Here is a 4,727-nt window from a genome sequence, read left to right on the forward strand (position 1 = left end):
GAGCCATCGCTGAGTCTGCCCGGGAGGCCGGCCGCTCACTGCTCCAGGGAGAAGCCCTGCAGCTGGTCGGCGTTCTCCTCGGTGATCAGCACGCAGTCGAGGGCGACCTTCTCGTCCTCCAGCGGGGACTCTCCGGTGCGGATGACCTCGTCGAGGACCTCCATCGCCTGAGTGGTGCCCTCGGTGATGGGCTGCAGCACGGTGGCGGCCATGTCGCCCTCGGCCACCGCCTGGGCGGCGTCGTCGTTGCCGTCGAAGCCGAGGACCTCGACGTCGTCGAGGGCGCCCTCCTGCTCCAGCGCGTTGATCGCGCCCAGGGCCATCTCGTCGTTGCCGGCGACCACGCCGTCGATGTCCGGGTAGCGGGAGAGCAGCTGCTCCATCTTCTCCTGGCCCTCCTGCCGGTCCCAGTTGGCGATCTCCTCGCCGACCTTCTCGAGGTCCGGGTACTGCGAGAGCACGCCCTCGTAGCCGTCGGAGCGGACCTGGGCGTTGTTGTCGCTGGGCTTGCCCAGCAGCTCCACATAGGTGCCCTCGTACTCCATCGCCTCCGCCCAGGCCTCGGCGCCGACGGTCGCGCCCTGGGCGTTGTTGGAGACGATCTGCGCCTCGGCCAGTCCGGTCTCGGCGATCTCGGCGTTGACCAGCGAGACCGGGATCCCGGCGTCGACGGCCTTCTGCACGATCGCCACCGACTCGTCGGCGCCGGCCGGATCCAGCAGGATCCCGTCGACGTCGTTGTTGATCGCAGTCTCCATCAGTCGCGTCTGCTCGTCGGGATCGTTGCCGTGGGCCGAGGTGTCGGTGGAGTACCCCATCTCTTCGGCGACGGTCTCGGCCGTCTCGATCTCCGCCGACCAGTACGGATTCGACGGGTCGACGGTGATGATCGAGATCTCGCCGCCGCCCTCGCCTCCGCCGCCCTCGGGGCCGGCGTCGGCCTCTTCGGAGCCGCCGCAGCCGGTCAGGGCGAGTCCGGTCGCGGCGATCGCCGCCGTGGTGCTCAGGATGGTGCGTCGCATGGTGGTGCCTTTCTGGATTCGGTGCGGGTGATGCCGATCAGGCGATCGGCGGGTCCGGCCGACGTCGGCGGCGGGCGCGCCGCGCCCCTGCCTCGACGCCGGCCCCGTGCTCAGACGCCGGCGGCCTCCTTCCCCTCGGAGTCCCGGTCGCGCTCGGCCTGCTCGGAGACTCGCCGGGCCTCGGCGACGGCCCGGGCCTGCGCCCGGCGGCGCTGGACGATCTGCTGGATCTGGTCCACCGCGACGGCGAGGATGATCACCGCGCCGGTGATGACGGTCTGCCAGAACGGGGAGACGCCGACGATCACCAGACCGTTGGACAGGAAGCCGATCACGAAGGCGCCGATGATGGTGCCGCGCACGGTGCCGCGTCCGCCGGAGAGGGCCGCGCCGCCGATCACCACGGCGGCGATCGCGTTGAGCTCGTAGAACTCGCCGAGGTCGGCGGTGGAGGAGCGGATGTTCGCGATCTGCAGGATGCCGACCATGCCGGCGCACATGCCGGTGAGCACGTAGATGCGCGTCTTCACCCGCTTGACCGGCACGCCGGAGAGCTCGGCGGCGCGCTCGTTGCTGCCGGTGGAGTAGAGCCAACGGCCGAACGGCGTGCGGGTCAGCAGCAGCGAGAAGACCACGGCGACGGCGATCATCACCCAGGCCGCGATCGGCACGCCCAGCGGCCGGCTGGCGAAGATCTCGAAGAACCCGGTGTTGCCCAGTCCCTCCTGCCCGCGCAGCTCGTTGGTGATGTTCGTGCCGCCCAGCAGCACCTGGGTGAGTCCGCGTCCGACGTAGAGCATGCCCAGGGTGACGATGAACGGCGCCAGATTGAGCCGGGAGATCAGCAGCCCGTTGACGAGCCCGACGAGCATCCCCACGGCGATCGAGATCAGCACGATCACCCAGGTCGCGGGGAACATCACCGCCTCGGTCAGCGGCAGGTCGACGCCGCGGAAGAGGTTGCCGGCCACGGCGCCGGTCAGTCCCACAGTGGAGCCCACCGAGAGGTCGATGCCGGCGTTGAGGATGACCATCAGCATCCCCAGGGCGATGATCGCGTTGAAGGAGACGTCCTTGGCGATGGTGGTCAGATTGCTGACCGCCAGATAGTTGTCGTTCAGGGCGGCGAAGATGACGATGATGATCGCCAGGGCCACCAGGGCGCGGGCCTCCACGAGGACCGAGCCCAGGGAGAAGGAGAACCGCGAGCCGCGCTTCGTCTCCGCCGGCGCCTGCTGAGCTGTCGTGCTGCTCATGATGATGCTCCGTTCGTGGTGCTCGTGCTGCTGGTGCGGGAGGTGCTCTCGGGGTCTCCGGGGTCTCCGGGGTCTCCGGCGGGTCCGGAGGTCCCGGCGGCCGCGGAGGTCCGCGCGTGCTCCGGGACGGTGCCCTCCGCGGCGGCCAGGACCTCGTCGCGGCCGGTCTCGCGGGGGTCGAGCTCGCAGACCACCTGGCCGCGGCTCATCACCACGATCCGATGCGAGGCGGTCAGCGCCTCGCCGACGTCGGAGGTCACGAAGAGCACGCCCAGGCCGCGGTCGGCCTCGTCGAAGAGCAGCGAGAAGATCTCGCCCTTGGCGCCGACGTCGACGCCGCGCGTCGGCTCGTCCAGCAGCACCACGCGGGGAGCGGTCAGCAGCATCTTGCCGATGACCGCCTTCTGCTGATTGCCGCCGGAGAGCGACATGACCGGCGCGTCCGGCCCCTCGGTCTTCACTCCGATGTCACTGATGGTCCGCGCGACGCTGGAGGATTCCGCGCGCTTGCCGAGGAAGAAGCCGCGGACCCAGGTGTGCAGGCTGGCCAGCGCCATGTTCCGCCCCACCGACTGCATCTGCACGATGCCGTCGCGCTGACGGTCCTCGGGCACCAGGCCCATGCCCTGGGCGATGCGGTCTCCGATGCCGCGTCCGGCGAGGTCCGTGCCGTCGAGCGTCACCCGTCCGCCGGCGAGCTCGTCGCGTCCGGCCAGCGCCTCCATCAGCTCGGTCCGGCCGGCGCCCATCAGCCCGAAGAGGCAGACGATCTCGCCCTCGCGGACGTCGACCGAGACATGGTCGACGGGGATCTTGCCGGTCGACGGGTCGGCGACGGTGACGTCCTGGACGGAGAGCGCGACGTCGCCGTGGCGGCGCTCGCGGTCGCGGAAGTCGTAGTCGGCGTCGCGGCCGACCATCGTGCGCACCACCCAGGGGAGGTCGATGTGCTCGGCCTCCTCGGCGGCGACCAGCTCGCCGTCGCGGAAGACCACCGCATGGTCGGCGATCTCGATGGCCTCCTCCAGGTGGTGGGAGATGTAGACGATCGCCACGCCCTGGCGGGTGAGCTCGCGGATGATCCCGAAGAGCACATGCACCTCGGAGGTGCTCAGCGCCGAGGTCGGCTCGTCCATGATCAGGATGCGCGCGTCGGTGGACAGCGCCCGGGCGATCTCGACGATCTGCTGCTGGCCCACCCGCAGGTCCTGGACCAGCGTCTCCGGGGAGACGGGCTCCTCGAGCCGGTCCATCAGCTCGCGGGTGATCTCGGCCTGCCGTCGATAGTCGATCCCGCGGGCGCCGAGGATCTCGCGGCCGAGGAAGATGTTGTCGCGGACGGTGAGGTTGGCGTTGAGGTTCAGCTCCTGATGGATGATCGAGATGCCGCGGGCGACGGCCTGCGAGGTCGAGGCGAGCTCGACGCGCTCGCCGTCGAGCTCGAGATGCCCGGCGGTGGGCTGCTCGACGCCGGAGAGGATCTTCATCAGCGTGGACTTGCCGGCGCCGTTCTCGCCGAAGAGCACCGTCACCTCGCCGGCGCGGACGTCGAAGTTCACGCCTTTCAGCGCGCGGGTGACGCCGTAGGTCTTGCTGATGTCGACGGCGCGCAGCACCACCTCGCCGGCGCGGCCTGCGGTGCGCGCCGACTCCGCCGTCGTGGCGTCGGGCGTCGAGGGCTCGGCTCCGGTCTTCTCCGTCGGGCTCATCCGTCGGCCTCCAGCTCGATGGGCTGGATGGTGATCGGCTTGCCCTCCGGCGCCTCGCCGCCGGTGCGCACATGGCGCAGCACGCCGCGGACGGTGACTTCCTGGTCGACGAGGCTCGACGGGTCGTCGCCCAGCGCCTCGGCTGCGTCGGCGCGGAGCAGGGCGGCGAGCTCGTTGCCGACCTGCTGGTAGCCGGTCTGGCCCGGGGCGTCGCCGAACTCGAAGCCCGTCAGGTCGCGGATCAGCGTGCCGTCGACGGCCGTGCCCACCGGCACGACCACCGGGCGCTCCGTGGAGAGCCCGTCGACGCCGAGCGTCAGGGTGTTCTCGTCGGCGTCCTCCACCGTGCCGGTGACCGAGACGGTGTAGGCGTCGGTGCCCTCGCTGGGGGAGAGTGCCTCGAACTCCTCGGCCGCGGCCTCGGGGTCCTCGGCGATCGCGGAGGTGACCGCGTCCAGATCGGCCGGGTCGCCGACCAGCTCCTCGGCCGCCTGCGCGTGGAGGTCCTCCGCCGTCGCCGCCGGGTCGAACTCGTCGGGGGTCAGCGCGTCGACCTCCTCGGGCGTGAGGAAGCGGGTGTTGAGCAGCATCGCCGCGGCCAGCACGACGACCACGGCGCCGCCGATGAGTCGTGACCGGGTGATGCGCGGAGTCTGCGCGCGGCTCATGCGGTGTCGCCTCCGATCAGGTGGGCGGCCGATCCGGCCGGGATGGGGCCGTTGGGCAGGATGGAGACTTTG

The 4,727-nt window shown here is 70.8% G+C and carries 4 protein-coding genes; all 4 read right to left on the reverse strand.

Features of this window, described 5'->3' with window-relative positions:
• Positions 1–35: 35 nt before the first annotated feature.
• Positions 36–1,022 (reverse strand): D-ribose ABC transporter substrate-binding protein, encoded by a 987-nt coding sequence (locus tag ABD652_RS13535; protein WP_344722278.1) that lies wholly within the window; start codon positions 1,020–1,022, stop codon positions 36–38.
• A 110-nt stretch (positions 1,023–1,132) separates the two neighbouring features.
• Complete coding sequence (locus tag ABD652_RS13540) at positions 1,133–2,278, reverse strand: ABC transporter permease (RefSeq protein ID WP_344722280.1); 1,146 nt, start codon at positions 2,276–2,278, stop codon at positions 1,133–1,135.
• Positions 2,275–3,987, reverse strand: a complete 1,713-nt coding sequence (locus ABD652_RS13545; protein WP_344722282.1) for a sugar ABC transporter ATP-binding protein — start codon at positions 3,985–3,987, stop codon at positions 2,275–2,277. Before ABD652_RS13545 ends, ABD652_RS13540 begins: the two co-directional genes overlap by 4 nt.
• Entirely contained in the window at positions 3,984–4,655 is a 672-nt protein-coding gene (locus ABD652_RS13550; protein ID WP_344722284.1) for a DUF2291 family protein, read from the reverse strand. The genes ABD652_RS13545 and ABD652_RS13550 overlap by 4 nt, the downstream gene beginning before the upstream one ends.
• Positions 4,656–4,727 lie beyond the last annotated feature (72 nt).

Source organism: Nesterenkonia halobia (genome assembly GCF_039536005.1).
Taxonomy (GTDB): Bacteria; Actinomycetota; Actinomycetes; order Actinomycetales; family Micrococcaceae; genus Nesterenkonia; species Nesterenkonia halobia.